This window comes from Rhizobium favelukesii (genome assembly GCF_000577275.2).
GTDB classification, from domain to species: Bacteria; Pseudomonadota; Alphaproteobacteria; order Rhizobiales; family Rhizobiaceae; genus Rhizobium; species Rhizobium favelukesii.
Window position 1 is genome coordinate 188521 of the sequence record NZ_HG916855.1, and the last position, 21092, is coordinate 209612.

The 21092-nt window shown below is 59.9% G+C and carries 20 protein-coding genes; 6 read left to right on the plus strand and 14 right to left on the minus strand.

What is annotated here, in order from left to right:
• The 5 genes from LPU83_RS64475 to LPU83_RS64495 all read right to left on the minus strand — a co-directional run bounded on the left by LPU83_RS64475 (position 1) and on the right by LPU83_RS64495 (position 5825).
• Entirely contained in the window at positions 1-867 is an 867-nt protein-coding gene (locus LPU83_RS64475; protein ID WP_024314426.1) for a carbohydrate ABC transporter permease, read from the minus strand.
• Positions 868-919: 52 nt separating this feature from the next.
• Complete coding sequence (locus tag LPU83_RS64480) at positions 920-2251, minus strand: extracellular solute-binding protein (protein ID WP_024314427.1); 1332 nt, start codon at positions 2249-2251, stop codon at positions 920-922.
• Positions 2252-2296: 45 nt separating this feature from the next.
• Positions 2297-3760: a putative N-acetylmannosamine-6-phosphate 2-epimerase gene (locus LPU83_RS64485; protein WP_231052151.1), complete on the minus strand. Its 1464-nt coding sequence runs from the start codon at positions 3758-3760 to the stop codon at positions 2297-2299.
• Between the two features lie 131 nt (positions 3761-3891).
• Positions 3892-4641 carry a GntR family transcriptional regulator gene (locus LPU83_RS64490; RefSeq protein ID WP_024314429.1) on the minus strand — a complete coding sequence of 250 codons (750 nt, stop codon included), beginning with the start codon at positions 4639-4641 and terminating at the stop codon, positions 3892-3894.
• Positions 4642-4922: 281 nt separating this feature from the next.
• Positions 4923-5825, minus strand: a complete 903-nt coding sequence (locus LPU83_RS64495) for a DMT family transporter (RefSeq protein ID WP_024314430.1) — start codon at positions 5823-5825, stop codon at positions 4923-4925.
• A 245-nt stretch (positions 5826-6070) separates the two neighbouring features.
• Here LPU83_RS64495 and olsE point away from each other — a divergent pair, with 245 nt between their 5' ends.
• Entirely contained in the window at positions 6071-7060 is a 990-nt protein-coding gene (gene olsE, locus LPU83_RS64500) for an ornithine lipid hydroxylase OlsE (RefSeq protein WP_024314431.1), read from the plus strand.
• 98 nt (positions 7061-7158) lie between these two features.
• Here the strand turns inward: olsE and LPU83_RS64505 are convergent, their stop codons facing one another.
• Positions 7159-7965 carry a response regulator transcription factor gene (locus LPU83_RS64505; RefSeq protein ID WP_024314432.1) on the minus strand — a complete coding sequence of 269 codons (807 nt, stop codon included), beginning with the start codon at positions 7963-7965 and terminating at the stop codon, positions 7159-7161.
• A gap of 702 nt (positions 7966-8667) precedes the next feature.
• Here LPU83_RS64505 and LPU83_RS64510 point away from each other — a divergent pair.
• Positions 8668-9480 carry a TIM barrel protein gene (locus LPU83_RS64510; protein ID WP_024314433.1) on the plus strand — a complete coding sequence of 271 codons (813 nt, stop codon included), beginning with the start codon at positions 8668-8670 and terminating at the stop codon, positions 9478-9480.
• Positions 9481-9499: 19 nt separating this feature from the next.
• Here the strand turns inward: LPU83_RS64510 and cobM are convergent, their stop codons facing one another.
• Together cobM and LPU83_RS64520 are read right to left on the minus strand one after the other, a co-directional pair.
• On the minus strand, positions 9500-10261 hold the full coding sequence (cobM, locus tag LPU83_RS64515; RefSeq protein ID WP_024314434.1) for a precorrin-4 C(11)-methyltransferase: 762 nt from the start codon (positions 10259-10261) through the stop codon (positions 9500-9502).
• A 10-nt stretch (positions 10262-10271) separates the two neighbouring features.
• Complete coding sequence (locus tag LPU83_RS64520; RefSeq protein ID WP_024314435.1) at positions 10272-11504, minus strand: bifunctional cobalt-precorrin-7 (C(5))-methyltransferase/cobalt-precorrin-6B (C(15))-methyltransferase; 1233 nt, start codon at positions 11502-11504, stop codon at positions 10272-10274.
• On the opposite strand from LPU83_RS64520, the gene LPU83_RS64525 reads away from it, so the two are divergent.
• Positions 11503-12273 carry a cobalt-precorrin-6A reductase gene (locus LPU83_RS64525; RefSeq protein WP_024314436.1) on the plus strand — a complete coding sequence of 257 codons (771 nt, stop codon included), beginning with the start codon at positions 11503-11505 and terminating at the stop codon, positions 12271-12273. The two genes, LPU83_RS64520 and LPU83_RS64525, sit on opposite strands and share 2 nt — an antisense overlap.
• Here LPU83_RS64525 and LPU83_RS64530 read toward each other — a convergent pair.
• The 5 genes from LPU83_RS64530 to cobF all read right to left on the minus strand — a co-directional run bounded on the left by LPU83_RS64530 (position 12237) and on the right by cobF (position 16559).
• Positions 12237-13001, minus strand: a complete 765-nt coding sequence (locus tag LPU83_RS64530; protein WP_024314437.1) for a precorrin-3B C(17)-methyltransferase — start codon at positions 12999-13001, stop codon at positions 12237-12239. The two genes, LPU83_RS64525 and LPU83_RS64530, sit on opposite strands and share 37 nt — an antisense overlap.
• Positions 12998-13729: a precorrin-2 C(20)-methyltransferase gene (locus LPU83_RS64535; RefSeq protein WP_024314438.1), complete on the minus strand. Its 732-nt coding sequence runs from the start codon at positions 13727-13729 to the stop codon at positions 12998-13000. The genes LPU83_RS64530 and LPU83_RS64535 overlap by 4 nt, the downstream gene beginning before the upstream one ends.
• Positions 13726-14358, minus strand: coding sequence for a precorrin-8X methylmutase (locus LPU83_RS64540; RefSeq protein ID WP_024314439.1), 633 nt, complete (start codon positions 14356-14358; stop codon positions 13726-13728). Before LPU83_RS64540 ends, LPU83_RS64535 begins: the two co-directional genes overlap by 4 nt.
• A gap of 2 nt (positions 14359-14360) precedes the next feature.
• A complete protein-coding gene (gene cobG / locus LPU83_RS64545; RefSeq protein WP_024314440.1) occupies positions 14361-15725 on the minus strand; it encodes a precorrin-3B synthase in 1365 nt (454 codons plus the stop codon).
• Between the two features lie 66 nt (positions 15726-15791).
• A complete protein-coding gene (gene cobF / locus LPU83_RS64550; protein ID WP_024314441.1) occupies positions 15792-16559 on the minus strand; it encodes a precorrin-6A synthase (deacetylating) in 768 nt (255 codons plus the stop codon).
• Positions 16560-16762: 203 nt separating this feature from the next.
• Between cobF and repA the strand changes: the two genes are divergently transcribed.
• From repA to LPU83_RS64565, 3 genes are all read left to right on the plus strand, one after another.
• Positions 16763-17959, plus strand: coding sequence for a plasmid partitioning protein RepA (repA, locus tag LPU83_RS64555; RefSeq protein ID WP_024314442.1), 1197 nt, complete (start codon positions 16763-16765; stop codon positions 17957-17959).
• The gene (repB, locus tag LPU83_RS64560; protein WP_024314443.1) at positions 17956-18939 is read left to right on the plus strand and encodes a plasmid partitioning protein RepB; all 984 of its coding nucleotides are present in this window, start codon (positions 17956-17958) and stop codon (positions 18937-18939) included. The genes repA and repB overlap by 4 nt, the downstream gene beginning before the upstream one ends.
• Before the next feature lie 158 nt (positions 18940-19097).
• A complete protein-coding gene (locus tag LPU83_RS64565) occupies positions 19098-20228 on the plus strand; it encodes an RHE_PE00001 family protein (protein ID WP_024314444.1) in 1131 nt (376 codons plus the stop codon).
• Positions 20229-20363: 135 nt separating this feature from the next.
• Here LPU83_RS64565 and LPU83_RS64570 read toward each other — a convergent pair whose 3' ends face one another.
• Positions 20364-21080, minus strand: a complete 717-nt coding sequence (locus tag LPU83_RS64570) for a Bax inhibitor-1/YccA family protein (protein ID WP_024314445.1) — start codon at positions 21078-21080, stop codon at positions 20364-20366.
• Positions 21081-21092: the final 12 nt, after the last annotated feature.

Genomic DNA, 21092 nt, shown 5'->3' on the forward strand with positions numbered 1-21092 from the left:
CTATGTCCTCCTGCGTCCGGCGAGCCAGTTGAGGCCATAGAGGACGGCAAGCGATGCTACGAACAGCACGACGGAGGCGGCAACGGCTTTGCCGATCGCGCCTTCCTTGAAAAAGGCCTGGTAGATGTAGATCGAAAGCGATGTTGTCGATCCGCCGGCACCACTGCCGGTCAGCGCATAGACGTTGTCGAACACGCGAAAGCCGTCGATGAAGCGGATGAACAAGGCAATGACGAGCGTGGGCAGCATCAGCGGAAGCTCGATCCACCACAGGACCTTGTACCATGGTGCGCCGTCGAGCGAGGCCGCCTCGCGCACATCCAGCGGTATCGCAACGTAGGCCATGTAAAACAGCAGGAAGGCGAACGGCGTCCACTGCAGCGTCTCGACAACGACAAGCGTGCGAAAGGCATTGTTGATGTCGAGGAAGGCTGGGCTGTCACCGAACCAAGAGAAGAGATAGTAGGGAACCGGCCCGGCGAACTCGTGCAGGACGAGCCGGTACATCAGGCCGATCATTGCAGGGGCGACCATCAAGGGTAGCATCAATGGCGCCATCAGAAACGATCGTCTTGCAATGAGTGGCGCAAGAAAGACCGCGAGGAACAGGCCGATCAGGCATTCGGCAAGTGCGGTCACGACACCAAAGCGCATCGAGAACGATACGGCCTGCCAGAATTCCCGGTCGGCAAGCACCGCAGCATAGTTGCCGAGCCCGCTGAGGCTTGGACTGCGCAGGCTCTCAAAGCTGACGGTCGAGACGGAATAGATGAGGTTGACGAGGGAAGGAAAGCCCAGGAAGAGAAGCAGGAACGCCACAAGCGGCGTCAGGTAGGCTCTGCCTTCGGCACGGTTTACAATAGCCATTATGGTCCGCCCGATGGGCCGGCGCCAGGCGAAACCTGACGCCGGGTTCGTCTTACTTCTTCAACAGATCCTGCATGCCCGTCTTGACATGGGCAAGCGCCTCGTCGAGGCCTTGCTGGCCGGACCAGAAACCCGTGAATTCCTTGGCCTGAAGCTCGTAAACCGACAGGGCGCTTGCGGCGGTGGCGCCGTTCATCACGTAGCCGTATTTGCTGGCGAATTCACCGAGTTTGACGAGGTCGGGACGGTCGCTGGAAACCTTGGCGACGACATCGGGCGAAAGGGCCGGAGAGCCACCGCTCCTGGCGTAGAGAAGTGCTGCATCTTCCGTGGCCAGCCATTTCAGGAACTTGGTCGCTCCTTCCTTGTTCTTGGCATTCTTGTTGAGGCCAAGACCGAGACCATGAATGTGATCGGCGCGCCCGTTAGGGCCGGCGGGCGGCGCGACGATACCGGTCACCGCGGCCACGGCCGGCGACTTTTCGGCGTTGGTCAGATCGGCCGCAGCGGCATTCCATTGCAGCGCGGTTGCAGCCTGGCCCGAGCCATATGCCGCGTTGGTCTCAGCGTACTCGTAGCTGAGCGAATCCTTCGGCGACGCGCCTGCATCATAGAGCTTCTTGTAGAGCTCGAGGCCGGTCTTGTACGCATCGGAATCAACCGTAATCTTGCCGTCCTTGTCCATCCAATCGCCACCATAGGACCGCGGCAGGGATTGAAAGACCATCATGTTGAAAAGCAGGTTCTTCATCTGAAGAACAGTGCCGTAGCGCACCGGGCTCGCCGAATTCACCTGCTTGCTGAAATAGAGCGAGGTTGCTGCCCAATCGTCCCAGGTCCAACTGTCGGGATCCTTCGGCTGCAGCTCCTTGCCGAGGTATTTTTTGGCAATTTCTCCGTAGGTCTTCTTTGCCGCCTCATCCTTCATCAAGGCGTCAACCAGATCCTTTCGGTAGTACATGAAGTGCAGCGACAGATCCGTGGGCACGCCATATTGCTTGCCATCGAACTGCATCGTCTTGAGCACGGCTTCACCAAACACCTTGGCGGCCTCAGGACCCAGTTCAACCGCTTCCATGTATGGCGCGTAACGGCCGATCGAGTAGGTGGCGACCAGATTGACATCGAAAGCGTCGGAGCCGGCGGCCATGTCGGCCTGCAGCTTGTCGAAGAAGCCATCGCGGTTGAAGAACAGCAATTGCACCTTGTCGGCGTCGCTGATGCCGGCTTGCGCATTGTAGGCTTCGACCGTGGCTCTGAGCGCGGTTTCCTCCGAGCCACCCGGCCAGCCGAGCACAGTTACAGCCGCGTTTGCCATGCCCGGCAGCGTAACGCTCGCAAGAAGCAGAGCCAGTGCCGGAAGAGACCCAGTGTTGAATTTCATCGTCGTTCCCTTTCTTTTGTTGGGTTTCATGCCATTCGCTCGCCGCTACTTTTCGTCTCCAGCAAGGTCCGCGGCGCCAATGATGCCTGCGCGGCGGCCGAGCTTTGCCGCCACGAGACGCGGCGTAAGACTGGGCGACAGACCCGACAGGTGGCTGCGCATGAGATCGAGATACCCCTGCGCCAGACCGATGCCGCCGCCGATGACGATCGCGTCCGGATCGAGCATCAACTGGATATCCCGGCAGAGCATCGCAACGCGATGGGCCGAATGCGACACGATATCGGCGGCCCAGCTTTCGCCGTTGCGCGCGCGGTCGAAAACGTCGACCGCATCGATCGGATGGCCCGCCGCCAACGCCTCGCGGGCAATCCATCTGCCTGACGTCTGATCTTCAAATGGAACCTGCCCCTGCGATGGCGACCGGATCAGGCCAAAGTGGCCGGCAAGCCCTGAAAGCGGCTTCCCATTGATGACGATCCCGCCTCCAATGCCGGTCGAGATCGTCAGAAACACAAGGTCGCAACCTACCCCTGCCCCGAACTTGTATTCCCCCCACGCCGCAGCCTGCGCGTCGTTGACGGCATAAGCCGGCCTGCCAAGCAAAGCTGTGACCCGGTCTTGAAGAGGATAGAGATCGGGAATGGGTAGGGTCGCCGGATTGAGCGCCGACCAGTTCCCACCTTGGATAAAGCCGGTCACCGCAATGCCGATCCGTGTGTATCGGTTCCGCCAGCTTGCCGTGCTCTTGCACACCGTCGAGAGCCAGGCATCCGGCCCGGCGTCGCGTTCGGTGGGAACGACGATCTCTTCCAGAACAGCAGCGCCGCTGATGAGCGCCGCCATCGTCTTGGTGCCGCCGATGTCGATGGAAAGAACGGTTTCCCGCTTCGTGTCGTGCGGGCGCTGATATGCCTTGCCGATCGCCTCATTGAACCATGAGGTCACGTGCTCGGTGCGGGTTATGGCAGAGCCGACGACAACGGCAAACGCCCCGGCTTGCGCTGCCGCGAAAGCTTGCTCAGGCGAACGGATGCGACCCTCGGCGATGACATAGGGTGTCAGTTTTCGCATCGCCACGATGAGTTCGATATCAGGGTCGACCGGTTCCGGCCCGTTGACGTAGCCGGACAGTGTGGTGCCGACGAAATCGACGCCGGCGGCAAGGGCTCGCTGCGCATCGGCGATGGAGGAGCAGTCTGCCATCGTCAGCTTGCCCCTTGCCTTGGCAGTGCCGACAAGCTCCTCCACCGAAGCCGGGCGGCGGCGGTCGGTCGCATCGAAGGCGATGATATCGGCACCGGCATCGGCCAGCGCTTCGGCGTCGGCAACGAAAGGTGTGATGCGAACCGGACTGTCGGGAAGATCTCGCTTGACGATGCCGACAATCGGAGCGGCAACGACGGGGCGTACGGCTTTGACATAGTCGACCGACTCGATCCTCAACGCCTTGGCGCCAGCCTTAAGGGCGGCCTTTGCAAAGCCCGCGACGAAATCCGCATGATCCATCGGCCCGCCGGGAACCGGCTGGCACGATACGATAAGACTCTTCTTGATGTCGTCGCGTCGCACTCGTGACACTCCATTTCGGCATCACGATAGATAGAAAATACCAGATTACAACCAGTTTGTAACTGGTCTTATCGCTGCAACTCGAAAACGAAATCGTAGACGTCGCCTTTGTAGCGTGTCTCACAGTATTCCACGATCTGTTCGTCAGGCAGGAAGCAGCGTCTTTCAGTCATCAAGAGGGGAGCGCCAACCTCGCAGTGCAGATGCTGCGCATCGTCGCTGGATGCCGCTCTCGAACGCATGCGCTGGATTGCCCGCTGGGGCATGAAGCCACGCGCCTCAAGGGCCTCGTAGAGCGAATCTCCAATCAGATCAGGCGTTGGAAGAAAGCGGGTCGGAACGGTGGACGTTTCGACCGCGATTGGTGCGCCGTCCGCGGTGCGAACCCGCTTCATGCGGATGACATTTGCGTTCGCGGACACGCCGAGCGCCATCATCTCCGCTGGCGATGGGCGGCTTATCTGCTTGGAAATCCATATGCATCCGGCCACCATGCCACGGGCGCGGATATCCTCCGAGAAACTCGTCAACGTCGACAGCGACTTCTCGACACGCGATCCGACCTCCGTCTTGAAACCATGGCGGCGATTGAGGAGCCCCTCTTCCTCAAGCAATGCCAGCGCCTTGCGCACCGTCACACGCGACAGCGACAGGCTCTCGGCAAGAACCCGCTCGCCCGGCAAAACAGCGCCGGCTTTCACGACGTTTGAACGAATGGCAGCTTCAATGGCCGACCTGAGCCGTTTGTAAAGGGGCACATCGGGCGCCGTCAGGCTGAACTCCTTGCTGACGCGTTCGATCAAGCTGGTACTTGGCATGGCTCCCCTCGCGATGGACCGATTGCCAAAAGATTTATGGAAATCGTTATCTGGAGCTATACTGGTATTATACTGTTCATGCAATTGCTGACGAGCGACCCGATGGCACCACTCCGGATCGGGCCATGTGCGGGCTGCTCGGCATCAGTGCCGTATGACAGTTCTGATGCGGACACTTGCTGCTCGAAACCAGCTCGAAATCGTTCTGGCTTCTTAAAAGCTGAGCATGGCGCACGAAGCCGGCGCGCACGGGCGGCCCACGAGCCACTGCGTGACCAACACTATGCCGTCAGGCGGCGGGTCAAAAGCATCTGTCGACGCTCCCACCAGACAAGTGTGAGGCTGGAGGCAACGATCAGCGCAGCACCGGCCACCACATGCGGTGTCGGGACGTCCGACCAGATAAGATAGCCGTAGAGAAACGCCCAGACGAGGCCGCTATATTCCATCGGCGCGAGTGTTGAGGCGGGTGCGTAGCGGAAGCCCTCGTAAAGCAGATACTGGCCGGCTGCAGCCACGAAGCCGAGGCCGATCATAAGGATCCAGCCGAAAAGATCCGGCGTCTTCCACAGCCATGGCAGCATGACGCCGCAAGCGACAACGAACAGAAAGCTTGTTGCCATCATCTGGTTCAGCGTGCTTTCAGTGCGGCTGACAAGGCGAACAAGCACCGTGCTCCACGCCCAGCAGAAACCGGCGAAGATGACCATTCCGGCCGGTACAAGGCTTGGTGCTTCTGCTGGATTGGCTGCCAGCACCACGCCTGCGAACCCGCCGATGCACGCCAACCAGCGCATCGGCCCGACACTTTCCTTGAGGACGAGGATCGATAGCATCACGACCATGATGGGTGCTGAGAAATACATCGTGGTAATCTCGGCAAGGCCGAGATCGCGTGCAGCCGAGTAATAGGCCATCCATGCAGCAAGCATGAGTCCGGCACGCACGAGCAGAGACTTCCGGTGGGGGCTTTTCAGTATGGAAGGATGCCGCAGCCGCCGGACCATGATGCCGGCGACGATAACGATCATGATGCTGCGCATGAAGAGGATCTGCGGGACCGCGTAATCGGCCACGAGCCACTTCACCACCGCGTCCTGGATGGCAAACAGCGAATAGCCGGAACAAGCAAGCGCAATTCCGACGAGCGGGCTCGGGGCGTGGTCATGGGATGGTGAGAGCATTGGCCTGCGGCGGGTTACATCTTGTGGATGACGCCTATCAAGAAGCTCGCCTCGTGACAATCGCCAGAAATCAATCGCAGAGTGCCGTCGGACGGCCAGGGAATTCTCGGCCCGGTTTTGATTGGTACCCCTACCCGTTGCTTCATCTGTGCGACCTTATGGCAGATCCTCGCTTCGGGCCTTGCCTCGCGGACGCAACTGCGGTGTATCATGAGCAGTCTTAGGGCAAGCAGAGGGTGCGTGGAATGAATGACGGCAAGTCGGCGCTTTACATGGCGACGTCGTGGGCGCTGTGGCCAGCGCTCTTCGCGGCGGGTTTGATCGGGGCGGGCTTTGCCTTCCACACAAAGGTACCCCTGTTGTGGTTCAATCTGGTTTATCTGACGCTCGTGGCTGCAATCGCAAGCTTCGAGCGGTTGATGCCCTATGAGCAAGACTGGCTGAAGCATGATGGCGAAACCTTCAACGACATCGCCCATACGCTCCTGACCAAGGGTGGCGTGCAGATTGCAGCGGCCATCGGAGCATCTGCCCCAATGGCGCTCGCGACGGTCGTGCAGCCGGCGCTTACGTCGCCGACGGCGATATGGCCGGACCAATGGCCCCTCGTCTTCCAAGTCGTGCTGGGTTTGATCATTGCCGAATTCGGTCTTTACGTCGCACACCGCGCCGCCCACGAGATCCTGTCGTTGTGGCGATTTCATGCCCTGCATCACAGCGTGGAGCGCCTGTGGGTCGTCAACACCGGTCGTTTTCACGTGGTCGATTCGCTCTTCAAGATCGCGCTCAGTCAGGTTCCCCTCTACCTCCTGGGAGCGCCCCTGCCCGTCTTTCTCTGGATCAGCGCCGTCACAGCCTTCATCGGCCTTCTCACTCACTGCAACATGGATGTTCGCACAGGCCCGCTCGACCTGGTTTTTAGCACACCTCGCTTGCATCGTTGGCATCATTCCAAGGTGCTTGCCGAAGGAAATACGAACTATGGCGAGAATCTTGTGCTGTGGGATCAGCTATTTGGCACCTATTTCAATCCGGCGCGCAGGCCGCCTGCCGAGATCGGCATCAGTGGACGGATTGCCGAGGGCTTCATCGCCCAGCTTGTCCAACCGTTTTCGGCCAAAGGGTTCAAGCAGATCCTAGGACGTCGCCGCGAGCCGCAAATGCGCCCCTTGTCTCAAGAGGAGCAGGTCGCACAGAGTGATATCGGCCGGCACAGCCGGTTCAAGCGGCGGTGAAAGAGGGTGGGACGCCTAACCGCAGATGGCGCTCAGCCATTTGCTGCGCGCCGTCTGTGGAGATATATCGATGTACGGAAACGCGAGCCGGGAAAAACTTACTCGGCAGGTGTCGCCCACCTTGCATCGCTTTGGAAAATATCATTGAGCTTGTAAGCAACTTCCGTCCGGTTCGTTGCCTTCAGCTTCTTCATGATATTGCGGATGTGAACCTTGACCGTGCTTTCGCGTAGATTGAGTTCATAGGCGATGATCTTGTTCGCCTTTCCCTTGCGAAGCGCCTGCACGACCTCGGCTTGCCTTAACGTGAAGATGCGCGCGAGCTCGTTCGGCCGCTGTTGTTGCTGGCTCGCCTTCACTGTTGCTGCTGCCGCCGCAGAAAAGCTGTTGCCCGCGACAATAAAGGTGCCGCCTGCAACCGCCAGGGCGATTGCCTCGACGCAAACCTCGATTCCGACGGAGGTCGGAATGAAGCCGCGCGCGCCGTATTCGAGTACTCTCAACGTTTGACTAAGGTCATCACCATCGGCCAGAATAATCACTGGAGCCGGTGCAAGTTCCGAGGTGATATTCGCGATCTCTTCACACAGCGCTGCGTCATTTGCCTTGCCGCCAGCGATATTGAGGAGAACCGCGCCAACCGGTTGGCAGGTATCCTTCTTTTTCCGCCATTCTGCGATCGAGCCAACGGCAACAGCACTCATGCCAAGGCCATTCGCCCTTAATGTCGTCGCAAGGCATTCGCGTTCGAGTGTTCTGGCGTCGACGATCAGCAGGCACTGATCATCGCCGTGTGTCTCGTCAGAATGCTCGAAATCTATGGTTGCCTTGGATGGTGTCGTTACAGGCCGGAGCCTGCTCAATGGTATTCTTGCACTTTCAAACTCTGAAGGTACGTAATTCATACTAGCCTCATACCCTATAGTGCTGGGGATGGTTCGCACGAAGTATACGCAATACTTTGCGAAGGTCCCCTGAGCGCAGTGATGATCCCCTTTAGTATGCAAGTAAAGTAGATCCCCAACCTTTGCCCAACCACAATTTTGTTGAATGATGGATTTCTACTTTATTAAGAAACTACATACATGCTTGCTAATAAGCAATACAAAAATATTTCCAAAAGTTAACCGGAGAAATCTAAATATACAAAAATGTACCACTCGTTGGCGAATCGTGAAATGTAGTTTCAGTGCACGGTAAAAGTGACATGATGACCTCGCTCGCGCTGATATTTGTTGGAATAAAAATCCTGAATAATGTTACGGCATCAGCGTATTTTCGGCAGAAATACGCTTAAAGATCGCATTTGTGCATGGTTAATTCTGTGGATTGCAACTGTAGTAACTATTCAGTTTCCTGACAGGAGCCAGATATACAACGCGAGCTTGTGATTTGTATTTGGCATTTTCTGCTGGCGCCCGATAAATATTATTACGATGCGCTTGGCGGAGCCTCCTTGTGAGGGCCCTCTCAAGATCGTTCCATTTTCTGTCATGAATGAGAGATTGACGGCGCTCGAAGGAGATGCGCTCACGCTTCCGGTTGGGATACAGAGTTGCTTGGCCCATAGGCTTGCCCGAATACCAAGGCATAGGAGAAGACCTGAAATGCCAACACCTCGTTTCGCCCTCAACCATATGGCGGCGCCGTCGCTGCCGATTGAAGACTTCTTCGGCATGGCCACCGCGCTTGGCATCGATGCCGTCGAGATTCGCAACGATCTCACAGGCAACGCGATCATCGATGGAACCTCGCCGGAGACCGTCGCCGCGGCGGCGAAGCGCCATGCGACGACGATTGTTTCGATCAATGCGCTGCAGCGCTTCAACGAGTGGAATGCCACGCGTGCCGATGAAGCACGGGAACTGATCGAATATGCGAAGGCATGCGGCGCACAGGCGCTCGTTCTTGTCCCGAAAAACGATGGCACCGGTCGAGCCGATGGCGAGCGTCAGGAGAATCTGCGCCAGTCGCTGGTTGCACTGAAGCCCATGCTTGATGCTGCCGGGATCGTCGGGCTTGTGGAGCCACTGGGCTTTGACATTTGCTCCCTTCGTTCCAAGGTGGAGGCCGCCGCAGCAATTGATGCCCTGGCGGCCCGATCGACCTTCAAGCTCGTTCATGACACGTTCCATCATCACCTTGCCGGCGAGGAACAACTGTTTCCCGAGCTGACCGGGCTGGTCCATATCTCGGGCGTCGACGATCCCACCGTTTCTGTCGCCGATATGCGCGATCCGCACCGCGTCCTGGTGGCGGCAAATGATCGTCTGGACAACACCGGACAGATCAGGGCGCTGATGGAAGCGGGTTATGCGGGACTGTTCTCGTTCGAGCCCTTCGCAGCCGAAGTACACGATCTGAAGGATCCGGAAAAGGCGCTGCGGGCGAGCATGGATTACCTCTCGACGCAGGTCTGAGCCGAGTGAGCCCTTCCCCCTACTCGCGACCGCGAAAGCGTCGCTGGTAGGTGGCGTCATAAAGCGAGCTTTCGCGAAAGTCGGTGGCCATCAGCGATGGGCCGATAAAGATGATCGCCGTGCGCTCGATGGGAGCGGCGGTCAGCTTTGTCTCGATGTTGCCAAGCGTTCCGCGCACGACCCGTTCATCTGGCCAGGATGCCTTGGCGACGATCGCAACCGGGCAATCGGCGCCGTAGAGCGGCGTTAGTTCTGCAACAACCTGCCCCAGCGCATGAATGGCAAGGTGGATGGCCAAAGTTGACCCCGTTGCGCCGAATTTCGCCAGCGTTTCGTCGTTCGGCATGGGCGATGCACGCCCCGAAACGCGCGTCAGCACCAGACTTTGCGCTACTGCCGGGATGGTCAGCTCGCGACCAAGGGTGGCGGCAGCGGCCGCAAAAGCAGGCACGCCAGGTGTCATCGTGTAGTCGATGCCATGCTTTTCGAGCCGGCGGATTTGCTCGGCGACTGCACTCCAAACCGAAAGGTCGCCCGAATGCAGTCGCGCCACATCCTCGCCGGCGGCCGCCGCGCGCAGGTACTCGGACTCGATCTCGTCGAGCGACATCGGCGCGGTATCAATGATACGCGCCCCAGGCGGGCAGTAATGCAATAATTCCGGCGACACAATCGATCCAGCATGAAGACAGACAGGGCACTGGGCGATGAGGTCGCGGCCGCGCACCGTGATCAGATCCGCCGCACCCGGTCCCGCGCCGATGAAATGCACAGTCGTCATGTTTTTTTTCTCACTTCTTTATATAGCGCCATTGCGTCACTGGCATGGCTGGCCGCCAACCGTTCATGCCGCCGATGGGTGCAGAGCGCGATACTTCAATGCGCGTCAGCGTGCCGCCGCGCTCTTCATGCATTGACAGCAGTAGCGCCTCCATCTCGAGCGTGACGGCGTTGGCTACGAGGCGCCCTCCCCCCTTTAGCACCTGAAGCGCCACGTCGAGCACGCCTGCCCCGCTGCCGCCACCGCCGACGAAGATCGCATCAGGTTCAGGTAGGTTCGCAAGCGCCTCGGGCGCCTTGCCTTCGACGATGGCAAGCCCGGGGACACCGAGGGCAAGCGTGTTGCGCGCAATTCGTGCCGCTCGCTCGCTTGATTGCTCGATTGCAACTGCCCGCAGCGACGGATCGGCGAGCATCCATTCGATGCCGATCGAACCGGAGCCAGCTCCAATATCCCAGAGCAGTTCGCCGTGGCGGGGAGCAAGCGCTGAGAGCGTGATCGCACGGACGTCCTGTTTGGTTAACTGGCCGTCGTGCTCAAAGAGCGTATCATCGAGCCCCGGCGTAAACGCTATCACCCGCGCCCCCTCCCCTGCCACGACCTCAATGGCACAGACGTTTAGTGGATCGATCTGACCGAGATCGAAGCTATCGGCGCGTGCCTGGCGTCGCCGCTCGCGCTGCCCGCCAAGCGCCTCAAGGACGTGCAATTGGGACTGGCCGAAACCGGAGACGCGCAGAAGTTCTGCAAGCTGGCTCGGCGTCTCGGCGTCTGAGGTCAGTGCGGCAATCCGCCGGCCGTGATGCAGGTGCGGTCGGATCAGTTCGAGTGGACGGCCGTGCAGAGAAATCGTCGCCACCTCTTGCAGCGGCCAGCCCAGACGCGAGGCGGCCAGGCTGAACGAGGATGGGGCTGGAATGACCCGCATTTCCTCGGCGCTGATACGTCGGGATAAAGTAGCCCCGATTCCATAAAGAAATGGATCGCCCGAGCCGAGGACGACGACCGGCAAACCGCGGCGCGCGGCGACTGCCTCGACGGACCGATCGAACGGACTTTCCCAACAGAGCCTCTCGCCGGTGACGAGCGCGGCCACCAACTCATGATGCCGCCTGCCGCCGAAGACGACAGGTGCGGCCGCGATCAGCTGTTTTGCCTCATCGCCCAGACCGGCTGGACCGTCTTCTCCGATGCCGATAATAGTCAGCCAGCGTCGGCTGGAAGCAGAAGGCATATCACACATGGGCAAAATCCGCATCCTGATGCTTGGGGGGACTGGCGAAGCGCGTGCGCTGGCCCAATCGCTCACTGATACAGGCCGGTATGACGTTCTGCTTTGCCTTGCGGGCAGGACTGAGAAACCGTCCCATCAGCCGGCTCCGGTTCGCATCGGCGGCTTTGGCGGAGCTGAAGGGCTTGCGGCGTTCCTGCAGGAAGGGCGGTTCGACCTCATAATTGACGCAACTCATCCCTTCGCAGCTCGCATTTCGCGGAACGCCGGCGCGGCGTCGGCGGCAAGCGGCATTCCCGCATTGGCGCTGCGCCGACCCGAATGGAGAGCTGAACCGAAAGACCGGTGGACACATGTCGCGACTGTTGCCGAAGCAATCGGCTCGCTTGGCTCCTCCCCCCGCAGGGTCTTCCTGGCGATCGGTCGCCAGGAAGCGCATCGCGCCGAAGCGGCTCCCCAGCACTTCTACCTCGTGAGAAGCGTCGATCCAGTTGCGCCGCCGCTTATCCTTCCTAACGTCTGCCTCGTGCTCGATCGAGGCCCCTATGATGTCGAACGTGAAACCTCGCTGTTTCGCGCCCATCGAATCGACGCCTTGGTGACCAAGAACAGTGGTGGCTCGGCGACCTATGCAAAGATCGAGGCAGCACGCCAACTCGGCATCGAGGTGATTATGATCGCACGCGCGCCTGCTGCCGCCATGCAGACGGTCGCAACGATCGAAGCAATGCTGGCAGCGATCGATCACCTCTTCCCCTCAGCAATGGAGCGCGGAGTGTAGACGAGATCAGGCTTGCCGTCTCGGGAGATCACCTTCGTTTCAGGCGAGCCAATGATGACACAGGTTGCCATGTCCGCGGTTGCTGCGTCGGCGTCGGCAAGGCGCTGGACGGTGATACATTCGTCGGCACGTCCTGCCGCCCTGCCGAAAATCACCGGCGTCGCCGCGGGAAGCTCGGCGCGCAGCAAGTCGAACGCTCTACCCAATTGCCAGGGTCGTGCCTTGCTGATCGGGTTGTAAAGGGCGATGACAAAGCCTGCTCTGGCCACCATCAACAGGCGATTTTCTATGATATTCCACGGCTTTAGATTGTCCGACAGCGATATGGCGCAAAAATCATGGCCAAGCGGCGCGCCGACGCGGGCGGCGACCGCAAGCATGGCGGTAATTCCCGGTAGCACGATCAGATCAACCGCGCGCCATTCTTGCGGACCGTTGTCAATGGCCTCGCAGACGGCCGCCGCCATCGCGAAGACTCCTGGATCTCCCCCGGAAACGACGCAGACGCTCGCGCCGGCCGCCGCCGCGCGCAGAGCTGCCGATGCCCGATCGAGCTCCTCCCGGTTATCGGATGCCTGTCGCCGCTGATCGGATCGCAGGTTTAACCGGTCGAGATAGGGTCCGTATCCGTAGAATTCGGTTGACTGGGACACGGCGGCTAAAGCTTCCGGCGTCATCTGGTGCGGATTGCCCGGGCCCGTTCCGATCACGAAGAGCGTCCCGGTCACCGGCTGGCCTCCCAGCCGGGCACGAGTACCAGGGAAAAGTAAGGGGCGTCGCCATCAAGGCGGTCGACAAGCTTTGTCATTGCCGCATTGGCCATCGTACCGCGCTCCACATAAACGGCTTCGGCAAGGCGGCCCGACGCTTCCAGCGCGCGGCGAATCTTGGGAAGGTTGCGTCCAACCTTCATGATAACGGCGGCCTGCGTATCCGACAGCCTCCGCTGCAACTCGGCTTCAGCCATCGTACCGGGTAGTACGGAAAGGACGTCGTCTCCCTGGACAATCGGAATACCGGCAAGCGACCAGCATCCGGACATGGCGCTGATGCCGGGAATGACCTCGGTTGGATAGCGGTTCGCCAACCGTATATGCAGATGCATATAGGAACCGTAGAACAAGGGATCCCCTTCGCTCAACACGGCAACGGTGCGGCCCTTCTCCAGATGGACAGCGACGGCGTCTGCCGATTGATCGTAGAAGGTGGTAATCTGGTTGCGGTAAGCCTCCTCGCTCTTCTCGATCTCGGTCGTCACCGGATAGTAGAGCGGCAACAACGTCTTTTCTGCGCTCAAGAGAGGCTCGACGATCGCCTTGCCGTTGCCGCCCCTGCCCTGCTTGGCAAAATAGGCGACGACATGTGCTGCTTCGATCGCCTTGACGGCTTTGAGGGTCAGGAGTTCCGGATCGCCGGGGCCGGTGCCGACGCCGATAAGGCGGCCAAGGTTCCTCATAGGCCGGGCCTCGCCAGAGCGTTTACGGCGGCTGCTGTCATCGCGCTACCACCGAGGCGGCCACGCACGATTGCAAATGGTACGCCATAGGAATTTTCGGCAAGTGCATCCTTGGATTCAGCTGCGCCAACAAAACCGACCGGCATCCCGATGATTGCTGCCGGTTTCGGTGCGCCGTCGCGCAACAATTCAAGAAGATGGAAGAGGGCCGTCGGGGCATTGCCGATGGCAACGACGCTGCCGCCAAGCCGCTCCAGCCAAAGCTGAAGCGCGGCAGCCGAGCGGGTATTGCCGGCTTGCTTTGCCAGTTCCGCCGTGCGCGGATCATGCAGCGTGCAAAGCACCTCGTTGTGTGCTGGCAGGCGCCTACGGGTGACGCCGTGCGCCACCATTTCTGCGTCGCAAAAGATCGGTGCCCCATCATGCAAGGCTGCGCGTGCGGCACTGACGAAGCCGGGCGCGAACACGAAATGCTCTGCCGCTTCAACGAGACCGCATGCATGGATCATGCGCACGGCAATATCGGCTTCCTCCGCAGAAAACCGTGAAAGGTCAGCTTCGCTGCGAATGATCGCAAAAGATCGCTCATAGATCGCATCGCCGCTGTGAATGTAATCGTAGTCCGGCATTCCTATCCCTGTCGCAGCGCCCTTGTGACGTCGCCTTTGCCGACCCGTCTAAGGCAGGCAGCAGCCGATTCGCCAGCGTGTCTCTCGTTTTTGATGAGGCGAGCGAGTTCCTCTATAGCGGAATCGATGTCGCCGCTAGCAATCTGTGCATCGGGAGCATCCGAAGCCTTCCCGTTGAGGATGAGATGGTAGCCGTCCTGCGCGCCGACAATGGAAAGGGTCGGCTGCGGATGGGCACACCCCTTGGCGCAGCCGGAGAGATGAACAACCATGGAGCCGTCCAGCAATTCGGGAGCGATGGACACCAATCTCTCTGCATGGGCCTTGGTGTGATAATGGCCTGAGGCGCAGGCGCCGGCGCCTGCACACGTGGCGATGTGCGCCGACGGATCGTGACGGTCGGTAGACAGGCCATACCTCGACGCCATCTGCGCAATGAGCATCGCGGATCGACATGTGAGCTCAGCCAGTAAGAAAATGTGTCCAGGGCTCGGCCGGACTTGCGTTGCGCCGAAAGCTTTGGCTGAGCCGAGGAACGCGACGAGATCGCTGGCGCGTACTTGCCCGAAGCGAGGCCTCAGTCCGAGAACTGCGGCGCCATCCGCAAGGGTAAAGGTGCCGACCAAGGGATCTTGGAATGCGGGGGCTCTTGCGCGCTTCATCAGCTCCATCGCGGGGAAGGCCGACAGGAGGCGCGCGCCTTCGACATCGCGGCATCGTTTGTGCCGGCCAAGCGAAATGAGCAGGCGAAGCAGATCTCCAACTGCTCGAACAGCCTGATCGGCGCTTCCTATCAGCAATGGCAGTGCGGTTCGTCCGTCGCCGTTGATGGCGACTTGCCAGACACCGGCGGATACGGCGGTAACACGAATGTCACCAGCAACGGCAGCAAGCCCACAGTTGCTCCCACCATCGATCAGAATTGAGAGTTTCGGCGCCAGCATGGGGGAAAGGAGCTCCGCGGCGAGTTTGTCGCGCAGCAGTGCTTCAATCTCGGCGGGGTTCCCGATCTCGTCAGGCGCGATGCCATGCAACGGTGAGAGTTCAATCACGGGACCGGCGGGAACCGAGATTCCGGCGGCGTCGAGATCGGCTGCGAGCGGTTGGACGGTCTGTGGTCCAAGGCCGCGAATTTGCAGGCTGCCGCGCGCTGTGATCTCGAGTATCCCGTTACCGTGCCTGTGCGCTGCCTCGGCCAACTGGATGAATTGCTGGATCGAAAGAATGCCGCCGGCCGGCCGCAGCCGCGCCAACAGACCGTCGCCCGTTTGCATCGGCTCCAGCAGCGTCGGACAGGCGCCACGACGCATCCGGGGCGAGGGGACCTCCTCCCGGCTATCGCGCGCCGTCTGTTCGCCAGGTGCCATTGTCGCCAGTTCCTTCGCTCATGTCCTTATATGATTGGGACAATCCGCGCAAAACCATGATCTTCGTCAAAGATCATCGAAATCGTGCCCTTTGCGGAGCAGATAGATGTCCATGATCCAGCCGTGGCGCGCACGCGCTTCAGCCCGTACTCTGACGATCTCGTCGGCAACGTCAGCCAGTCGTCCGGCGCGCGTGATCTCGTCGGGCGTGCCAAGATAGGCACCCCAGAAGATCTCCGCGTCGGGGTCATCGATTTTCGAAAAGGCGAGCTCGCCATCGAGCATGACGACCGTGCTTTCAGCCCGATTGCCTTTTTCGACGAGACGCCGACCCGTGGTGAGTTCGAGCGGCTTTCCGACAAGGTTGATCGGGATGCGATGGCTTGCAGCAAGGGCTTGTACACTCGTAATGCCGGGAATGACGCTGAATGCGAAGCCGAAACTGCTGGCTACACGGGCGCGTTCCAGAATGCGGATTGTGCTGTCGTAGAGGCTGGGGTCGCCCCAGATCAGGAAGGCACCCGTACCGGCCTCTGGCAGGCCTTCGATGAGCCTGACATAGGTCTCGGCAATGGCGGCATGCCACGCATCCACACTTTCGAGATAGGTCCGGTCGGCTGTGGCTCGCTTTGGTACGGAAAATTCGATGATCTCAGTCTTGCTGTTGGTGACGTAGCGGCTGCAGATCTCGCGGCGAACAGCAGCCAAACCGTCTTTTTCCGGGCCTTTGGTCGGGATGAAGATGGCGTCGGAGGCATTCATGGCGTTGATCGCCTGAATGGTGACGTGCTCGGGGTTTCCTGTTCCAATGCCGATGATGTGGATATGAGGCACGCCGTCTTACCTTTTTCAGTTCGGCTCGTTTGTGGCGCAACCAAGCCGTCGCCGCAAGAGGGTAAGGCGCAGTTGGCCGCGGCCAACTTTGCGAGTGCCTGCCAGCCATGGCCATTCTTGTCGCGATTCGCGAATCATGGCATTCTCGATACGCTTTTTAGCGCGATGTTGACAGAAAAGCGCATTGATAGGGATCGAGTGTTTTGGACAACATTAGCGTATCGACGACGGATGTCCGCATCGAGCGGCACGCCAACCAACTTTCGCGTCAGCTGAAGCTTCTTCGTGAAAAGCTCTTTCCGCCGTTGTCCCAGAAGACGCTGCGGACGTTTACGTCCGGCGAAGCGGCGCAAATGATCGGTGTGTCCGACGGCTACCTGCGCCAGCTGTCGCTCGACGGTAAGGGGCCGCAGCCAGACGTCTCCGTCAACGGCCGACGGTCCTATACGCTCGCCCAGATTAACGAGCTGCGCCACCATATGGCGCGGATCAAGCCGAAGGATGCGCTCTCCTATCTTCCGTGGCGTCGGCCGGGCGAAAAGCTGCAGACGGTGGCGGTGACGAATTTCAAGGGCGGCTCGGCAAAGACCACCACGACCCTTTACCTCGCCCAGTACCTGGCGCTGAACGGCTACCGCGTGCTGGCAATCGATCTCGATCCGCAGGCATCGCTGTCGTCCATGCTCGGGGTCCAACCGGAGTTCGATCTGGCTGACGGTGATACGCTCTACGGCGCGATCCGCTATGATGCGAGCCGTCGTTCGCTCAAGGACGTCGTACGCAAGACCTATTTCGAGGGACTTGACCTCGTGCCAGGAAATCTTGAGCTGATGGAGTTCGAGCACGAGACGCCGCGCGCGCTCGGGGATCGCCAACGGACCGGGGAGGTGTTCTTTCGGCGTGTCGGTGTTGCCATTTCAGAGGTCGAGGCCAACTACGATGTCGTCGTCATCGATTGCCCGCCGCAGCTGGGTTATCTGACGCTCGGCGCCGTGTGCGCGGCAACGTCGCTTCTGATCACCATCCACCCGCAGATGGTCGACGTTGCGTCGATGTCGCAGTTTTTGTTGATGACCTCGGATCTGCTGTCCGTCGTGTGCAAGGCCGGTGGCGACCTGCAACATGACTTCATCAAATATGTGGTCACGCGCCACGAGCCGTTCGATGCGCCGCAGTCGCAGATCGTGGCGTTGCTGCGCAACCTTTTCAGCGACGATGTGCTGACGGCGACCATCCTGAAGTCCACGGCGATCGCCGATGCCGGGCTGACGAAGCAGTCGCTCTACGAGATCGAGCGAGGTCAGGTCCGGCGTTCGACCTATGACCGCGCGTTGGAGTCGGTCAACGCTGCGAATGGTGAGGTGTTGGCGGGAATTCACAAAGCATGGGGCCGGACATGAGCAGACGGGATCGACTGAAGGGACTGTTCGACGATACTGCGCAGGAGTTGGCCGCGGCCAACTCGGAGGATGAAACGCCGATGCGCGGCCCGGCCGGCCCGGTCCGTTCGATGGCGCTGACGCTTGGGCGCATGGAGGAAGAAAGCAGGGCGATGCAGGAGGCGCTGCTATCTGGCGAGCGCGTCGTTGAACTCGATCCAGAACTCATCGACATGTCCTTCGTCAGAGATCGGCTGGCGGAACTTCCCCAGGATGTCGCGGACGAACTGGTACGGTCGATCGAGGAAGATGGACAGGAAGTGCCTATTCTCGTTCGACGGCATCCGCAGCACGATACGCGTTACCAGGTGGTTTACGGACATCGGCGGCTCCAGGCGCTGCGACTGCTCGGGCGCAAGGTGCAGGCGATCATCCGGACACTGGATGATGTCGATGTCGTCATCGCGCAAGGTATCGAGAATTCCGCGAGACGTAACCTCTCCTATATTGAACGAGCCGTCTTTGCCTTCAATCTCGAGAGCAAGGGTTTCGAGCGGCCTGTTATCATGAAGGCCCTTTCGACCGACAAGACGGAATTGTCAAAACTGATCTCGGTTGCCAAGAGCATTCCAATGGAGGCCATCCTGACGATCGGTGCCGCGCCGGCCGCGGGACGTCGCAAATGGATCGCGCTTGCGCAAGGTTGGACCAGCGCAACGACATCGAGGTTGCGGGGGCTGCTTGGCTCGGAGGACTTTGCCGCTCAAGCGAGCGATCGTCGCTTCGACCTCGTTGTCGCCGAACTGGCAAAGAAGCCGGAGAGACAGGAGGCCACGGAGTATGAATGGTTGCCGAAGCGGGACGGCAAGATCAAGGGTCGCATCCGCAGCGCGGGCGATTCCTTTACCATCGCGCTAAAGACAGGCGATGCGGCGGATTTTGGCGGCTACGTCGCGCGCCACCTCGATGAACTCTATGAGGCATTCAAGGCTGGAAAGTAGCGTCGCGGCCGGCGTGCGCTCAGTCTGCCTCGAAAACCGGCTCGCTCCCAGTCGATATTCACCGTGCGGCGATTTGAGTGCGCCGACGATCGATGCCATACATGACGGAAGTTAAGCGTGATTTGGATTCCGTTGCGGAAAAATTAAGATAGCTAACAATGCGCTATGAGATCGACAGTCCATTGCTGGTCAGCCTGTTGCCGACGATCGTCCAGGCCGAGGATGGGTTGGCGAGGCTGGACGAAAGGACGACACGCGTCACGGTCGCGGAAGGCTTTGCCGAACGCCGACATTTCTTTGACGCTATCGGTGCCTTGTGGGTCGCCGGTGAACTGGTTCACGTCGAAGACCTCGTCTTGCACGATGCCCGCATGGATACACGCACGCCAAGCCACGAGCTGACGATCGCCCATTCCATTTTGCGAATGCGAAGGCGCATCTGGACTGCCGCACCCGACTGGGCGCTGAGCCCCGCAGGATTGTCGGTTCTGGCCGGCGGCATGGAAGGGGAGGGGCCCCTCGAAATCAAGAGCACAAAGCCTTTGGTCGACGAGGATGCAGAAGGCGAGGTGGATGGTCTTCTCTCCGCTGAACTGGCCGCGATCGATGCGATCCTGGAAAGGTCGCAGCGTTTGTTGGATAGCCATGGCCATCTCGGCAGGTCCGAGCCACACGACACGCCCGAGCGCACGCGCGAGAAGCGCAGCGACGATCCCCTCGGCCTGTTCGATGACGAGGAATGGGACGAGGTTGCGCGCCTCGGGGCATGGCGCAAGACGATCGCCATCGCCGACGCATTGCCAGCGACGCTCGGCGCAGCTCTGATATTTGATGCCTGGGAGAGGATCGAGCCACTTCGTCGGCAGCATTGGCTTGGAGGCCTTCTGGTCGCCAGCTATTTGCGCGCACGCGGCAAGGTCACGTCCCATCTTTTTGCCTTCTATGCCGGCCTCAAGACGATACGCCATGAGCGGCGACGTGCGCGCGACCGGCTGACGCGATTGCAGGCTTTTCTAGAGGGCATGGCAGAAAGCGCTGCCGTAGGACTCAAGGAAATGGACCGTCTTTCGCTGGCGCGCACGCAAATGGAAATCCGCTTCAGGGATCGCCGATCAAACAGCAGCCTGCCGCGGCTTGCGGACTTCGTCCTGTCGCGGCCGATGGTCTCGTCGGCAATGGTGGCGCGCGAGTTGCAGGTGACCAGTCGCGGCGCGCTCAATCTGCTGAACGACATTGGCATCCGTGAAATCACCGGACGAGGGCGCTATCGCGCCTGGGGCATAATCTGATCCGAGACTAAAAAGAAAGCGGCCGGGCGTGGAGACCTGGCCGCTTTTTCTCGGTGAACACCCGATCCGCGCATCCTGTCACAGAGTGCGGACCGGGCGCTCTAGCGCTTCCATTGCCCCCAGAAGCGCTGATCCTTACTCTCGCTCACCTGTGAAATTGAGCAGAAGCTGGAAGATGTTGACGAAGTTCAGGTAGAGCGACAGCGCGCCGAAGACAGCAAGCTTCTGGTTCGATTCCTGATCGTAGTTCTCGGCATACTGCTCCTTGATGTTCTGCGTGTCGTAGGCCGTCAAACCGACAAAGACGAGGATGCCGATGACCGAGATGGCGAACTGCAGCGCACTGGAGCCAAGGAAGATGTTGACGATGCTCGCGATGATGACACCGATCAGACCCATCATCAGGAACGAGCCGAAGCGGGAGAGATCCTTCTTCGTCACATAGCCGTAAAGGCTGGTGGTACCAAACATGGTCGCTGCGATGAAGAAGGTGCGTGCGATGCTCGTGCCCGTAAAGACAAGAAAGACGGATGCAAGCGACAGGCCCATGACCGCGCAGAAGGCCCAGAAGGTCATCTGTGCCGTACTAGCCGACATCGTCTGGATCTTGAACGAGAAGAAGAAGACGAAGGCGAGCGGCGCAAGCATCACCACCCACTTGAGCGGGGACTGGAAGATCGGCACATAGAGTGCTGGCGTGCTGCCGACGACAAAGGCGACGATGCCCGTGATAACGAGGCCGACGCCCATGTAGTTATAGACGCGCAGCATATGCTGGCGCAGCCCCTCGTCGAACAGCGCTTGCGAGCCTGCGGCCGAGCCGTAGCCAAAACGCGGATTGGTCGGGTTCATACTGATCTCCTC

Excerpts from the sequence above, each read along its gene's own strand:
- LPU83_RS64495 (WP_024314430.1), bottom strand. The coding sequence starts at position 5,825 with ATGCTCTCACCATCCCATGACCACGCCCCGAGCCCGCTCGTCGGAATT.
- LPU83_RS64520 (WP_024314435.1), bottom strand. The coding sequence starts at position 11,504 with ATGTGTGATATGCCTTCTGCTTCCAGCCGACGCTGGCTGACTATTATC.
- LPU83_RS64475 (WP_024314426.1), bottom strand. The coding sequence starts at position 867 with ATGGCTATTGTAAACCGTGCCGAAGGCAGAGCCTACCTGACGCCGCTT.
- LPU83_RS64570 (WP_024314445.1), bottom strand. The coding sequence starts at position 21,080 with ATGAACCCGACCAATCCGCGTTTTGGCTACGGCTCGGCCGCAGGCTCG.
- LPU83_RS64510 (WP_024314433.1), top strand. The coding sequence starts at position 8,668 with ATGCCAACACCTCGTTTCGCCCTCAACCATATGGCGGCGCCGTCGCTG.
- LPU83_RS64540 (WP_024314439.1), bottom strand. The coding sequence starts at position 14,358 with ATGCCGGACTACGATTACATTCACAGCGGCGATGCGATCTATGAGCGA.
- LPU83_RS64480 (WP_024314427.1), bottom strand. The coding sequence starts at position 2,251 with ATGAAATTCAACACTGGGTCTCTTCCGGCACTGGCTCTGCTTCTTGCG.
- LPU83_RS64505 (WP_024314432.1), bottom strand. The coding sequence starts at position 7,965 with ATGAATTACGTACCTTCAGAGTTTGAAAGTGCAAGAATACCATTGAGC.
- LPU83_RS64565 (WP_024314444.1), top strand. The coding sequence starts at position 19,098 with ATGCGCTATGAGATCGACAGTCCATTGCTGGTCAGCCTGTTGCCGACG.
- LPU83_RS64490 (WP_024314429.1), bottom strand. The coding sequence starts at position 4,641 with ATGCCAAGTACCAGCTTGATCGAACGCGTCAGCAAGGAGTTCAGCCTG.
- LPU83_RS64535 (WP_024314438.1), bottom strand. The coding sequence starts at position 13,729 with ATGAGGAACCTTGGCCGCCTTATCGGCGTCGGCACCGGCCCCGGCGAT.
- LPU83_RS64525 (WP_024314436.1), top strand. The coding sequence starts at position 11,503 with ATGGGCAAAATCCGCATCCTGATGCTTGGGGGGACTGGCGAAGCGCGT.
- olsE (WP_024314431.1), top strand. The coding sequence starts at position 6,071 with ATGAATGACGGCAAGTCGGCGCTTTACATGGCGACGTCGTGGGCGCTG.
- repB (WP_024314443.1), top strand. The coding sequence starts at position 17,956 with ATGAGCAGACGGGATCGACTGAAGGGACTGTTCGACGATACTGCGCAG.
- LPU83_RS64485 (WP_231052151.1), bottom strand. The coding sequence starts at position 3,760 with ATGGATCATGCGGATTTCGTCGCGGGCTTTGCAAAGGCCGCCCTTAAG.
- cobG (WP_024314440.1), bottom strand. The coding sequence starts at position 15,725 with ATGGCACCTGGCGAACAGACGGCGCGCGATAGCCGGGAGGAGGTCCCC.
- cobM (WP_024314434.1), bottom strand. The coding sequence starts at position 10,261 with ATGACGACTGTGCATTTCATCGGCGCGGGACCGGGTGCGGCGGATCTG.